The organism is Mesorhizobium kowhaii, assembly GCF_042431665.1.
In the GTDB taxonomy this organism is placed as follows: domain Bacteria; phylum Pseudomonadota; class Alphaproteobacteria; order Rhizobiales; family Rhizobiaceae; genus Mesorhizobium; species Mesorhizobium kowhaii.
In genome coordinates this window covers 2501-6477 of record NZ_JBHLYT010000121.1, presented here as the reverse complement: position 1 = coordinate 6477, position 3977 = coordinate 2501, and the positions used below count along the sequence as shown (strand labels likewise).

The window sequence follows — 3977 nt, the reverse complement described above, 5'->3', positions numbered from 1 at the left end:
GCGTCCAAAATCGAAACGCCCGTCGGCTTGGGGCCTGACGGGTGTTTTGAAGATTTGGTTTTGGGGACAGGATTTGTTTTTTTGTGCCGCGGCGTCGGCTTGGCCTCGTTGCGGGCCCTGAGGGGTTCAGTTCCATGCCCACGGTCATCCGGATACAAAAACAGCCCGGGCTGAGCCGGGCTGTATTTGTATTTGGTTGCGGGGACAGGATTTGAACCTGTGACCTTCAGGTTATGAGCCTGACGAGCTACCGGGCTGCTCCACCCCGCGTCACCTTTGGATGTAAGCCCAAGCCTACAATAGGATAGCCTACAGATAGGTAGATGGCTCACCAAATGAAAGGGCCGCTTTCGCGGCCCGGGCTCCCGTTGGCGGGCCTTATGCATGTCGCCCAAAAGTGTTTAGCGGTTTTGGGATAACGACATGCATCAACAAGGACGTAGAGAGAAGATTCCTCTCCATCCAATATCATTTTCGATACTGGATGTGAGATCAACGTGCGTTTAGCAGACCTGGCAGCGACCTACTCTCCCGCGTCTTGAGACGAAGTACCATCAGCGCTGGAGCGTTTCACGGCCGAGTTCGGAATGGGATCGGGTGCAGCCGCTCCGCCATAACCACCAGGTCGGCAAAACGCACGTTGTTCGAGAAGCTTTTGAGCGAATAGCCAATAGTGAGTAGCGAATAGGGGTTACCTATCTTGCGCTCTCCCGGAGCTGTTCGCTGGTCTTTTTTGTGCCAAGGCGACGTTTTGCAATTGGCTTTCGGGCAAAGCCCGCAAGCGCGACTGCGCGTCGCCGGTCGTCCGGCGCCCTCGCGGAGCATAGGCCCTGTAGGGGCCGCTCATGCGTGAGCGCTGGGAATGGGCATAAGGAATGAGAACGATCAAGCCGATCGAACTATTAGTACCGGTAAGCTTCAAGCGTTGCCGCTCTTCCACACCCGGCCTATCAACGTGGTCGTCTTCCACGGTTCTCAGGGAATACTCGTTTTAAGGTGGGTTTCCCGCTTAGATGCCTTCAGCGGTTATCCCGTCCGGATATAGCTACCCTGCTATGCGGCTGGCGCCACAACAGGTCCACCAGAGATCCGTCCATCCCGGTCCTCTCGTACTAGGGACAGATCCTTTCAATATTCCTACACCCACGGCAGATAGGGACCGAACTGTCTCACGACGTTCTGAACCCAACTCACGTACCGCTTTAAATGGCGAACAGCCATACCCTTGGGACCTGCTCCAGCCCCAGGATGCGATGAGTCGACATCGAGGTGCCAAACAACCCCGTCGATATGGACTCTTGGGGGTCATCAGCCTGTTATCCCCGGCGTACCTTTTATTCGTTGAGCGATGGCCCTTCCACGCGGGACCACCGGATCACTATGACCGACTTTCGTCTCTGCTCGACTTGTCAGTCTCGCAGTCAGGCAGGCTTATGCCATTGCACTCAGCGAACGATTTCCGACCGTTCTGAGCCCACCATCGCGCGCCTCCGTTACTCTTTAGGAGGCGACCGCCCCAGTCAAACTACCCACCATACATTGTCCCGGACCCGGATAACGGGCCGCGGTTAGACATCCATAGTAATAAGGGTGGTATTTCAAGGGTGGCTCCACCTGAGCTGGCGCCCAGGTTTCAAAGCCTACCACCTATCCTACACATGCCACTACGAATGCCAATGTAAAGCTATAGTAAAGGTGCACGGGGTCTTTCCGTCTAACCGCAGGAACCCCGCATCTTCACGGGGAATTCAATTTCACTGAGTCTATGCTGGAGACAGCGGGGAAGTCGTTACGCCATTCGTGCAGGTCGGAACTTACCCGACAAGGAATTTCGCTACCTTAGGACCGTTATAGTTACGGCCGCCGTTTACTGGGGCTTCGATTCAGAGCTTGCACCCCTCCTCTTAACCTTCCAGCACCGGGCAGGCGTCAGACCCTATACGTCGTCTTGCGACTTCGCAGAGCCCTGTGTTTTTGATAAACAGTCGCTACCCCCTGGTCTGTGCCACCCTCCTCTACTTGCGTAGAAAAGGGTCACGCTTCTTCCGAAGTTACGCGTGCAATTTGCCGAGTTCCTTCAGCATAGTTCTCTCAAGCGCCTTGGTATACTCTACCAGACCACCAGTGTCGGTTTCGGGTACGGTTTATAAGGAGGAGCTATTTCCTGGAACCACGCAGCAGCCCGTTCAATCCGATAAGATTGGACTACCTCAATGATCCGTCACTACCTCCAAGCCCACGAATATTAACGTGGTTCCCATCGACTACGCGTTTCCGCCTCGTCTTAGGGGCCGGCTAACCCTGCTCAGATTAGCTTTAAGCAGGAACCCTTGGTCTTTCGGCGGGGGAGTCTCTCACTCCCCTTACGTTACTCATGTCAGCATTCGCACTTCTGATACCTCCACCACCCCTCACGGGTATGGCTTCATCAGCTTACAGAACGCTCCGCTACCGCTCGTATTGCTACGAACCCTAAGCTTCGGTGTATGGCTTTAGCCCCGTTACATTTTCGGCGCAAAGACCCTTATTTAGACCAGTGAGCTGTTACGCTTTCTTTAAATGATGGCTGCTTCTAAGCCAACATCCTGGTTGTTTTGGGATCCTCACATCCTTTCCCACTTAGCCATAACTTGGGGACCTTAGCTGTAGGTCAGGGTTGTTTCCCTTTTCACGACGGACGTTAGCACCCGCCGTGTGTCTGCCGACTAGTACTCCCAGGTATTCGGAGTTTGGTTAGGTTTGGTAATCCGGTGAGGACCCCTAGCCCATCCAGTGCTCTACCCCCTGGGGTATTCGGTCGACGCTCTACCTAAATAGATTTCGCGGAGAACCAGCTATTTCCGAGTTTGATTGGCCTTTCACCCCTAGCCACAAGTCATCCCGAACTATTGCAACAGTTATGGGTTCGGTCCTCCAGTAAGTGTTACCTTACCTTCAACCTGCTCATGGCTAGATCACTCGGTTTCGGGTCTAATGCGACGAACTGAACGCCCTATTCAGACTCGCTTTCGCTGCGCCTACACCTAGCGGTTTAAGCTTGCTCGTCACACTAAGTCGCTGACCCATTATACAAAAGGTACGTGGTCACCCAGGACGAACCTTGGGCTTCCACTGTTTGTAGGCAATCGGTTTCAGGTACTCTTTCACTCCCCTTGTCGGGGTGCTTTTCACCTTTCCCTCACGGTACTAGTTCGCTATCGGTCATGCACGAGTACTTAGGCTTGGAGGGTGGTCCCCCCAATTTCAGACAGGATTTCACGTGTCCCGCCTTACTCGAGGACGATGATTTGCATTACGCGTACGGGGCTGTCACCCACTATGGCCCTACTTTCCAGAAGGTTCCGCTTGTCTCATCATCGCCACTGGCCTGGTCCGGGTTCGCTCGCCGCTACTTCCGGAGTCTCGGTTGATGTCCTTTCCTACGGGTACTTAGATGTTTCAGTTCCCCGCGTTCGCCACTTTACCCCTATGTATTCAGGGTAAGTTACCTATTATCGATACTTGGAAACCACAGCAGCAAGTTGCCCTGCTGCTCTGATTTTCCAAGTACCTTAGGTGGGTTTCCCCATTCGGAAATCTACGGATCAAAGGGTATTCGCACCTCCCCGTAGCTTATCGCAGCGTATCACGTCCTTCATCGCCTGTGCATGCCAAGGCATCCACCAATTGCCCTTAAGACACTTGATCGTTCTCATTGCCAATACCCACCTGCGCGATCCCAAAGGGATCGTCGCTTCAGCTCAATCCCGAAGGATCTTTGCTTCCGCGCGATCTCGAAGAGATCGTCGCCCGAGCCAGATCCTGTGCAGGATCTTGCTTCAATGGAATTGGCACAAAAAGACCAGCTTCTCGAGATCGGTTCGAGGGTGCGGTTAGGCAAGCCCATCATATGCGGGAGATTGAGCGTCTCCCGCGACAAATCACAAACCTTTTGGGCTCATGAAGTTCGAACAAATCTTCTCTTTACGATGTCAAAC

At 53.7% G+C, this 3977-nt stretch carries 1 tRNA gene and 2 rRNA genes; all 3 read right to left on the bottom strand.

Annotated elements, in window-relative coordinates:
* Positions 1 to 193 precede the first annotated feature (193 nt).
* Positions 194 to 270, bottom strand: a tRNA-Met gene (locus ACFFNA_RS35760).
* A 240-nt stretch (positions 271 to 510) separates the two neighbouring features.
* A 5S ribosomal RNA gene (rrf, locus tag ACFFNA_RS35755) occupies positions 511 to 625 on the bottom strand.
* A 256-nt stretch (positions 626 to 881) separates the two neighbouring features.
* Positions 882 to 3687: ribosomal RNA gene (locus ACFFNA_RS35750) — 23S ribosomal RNA — on the bottom strand.
* Positions 3688 to 3977 lie beyond the last annotated feature (290 nt).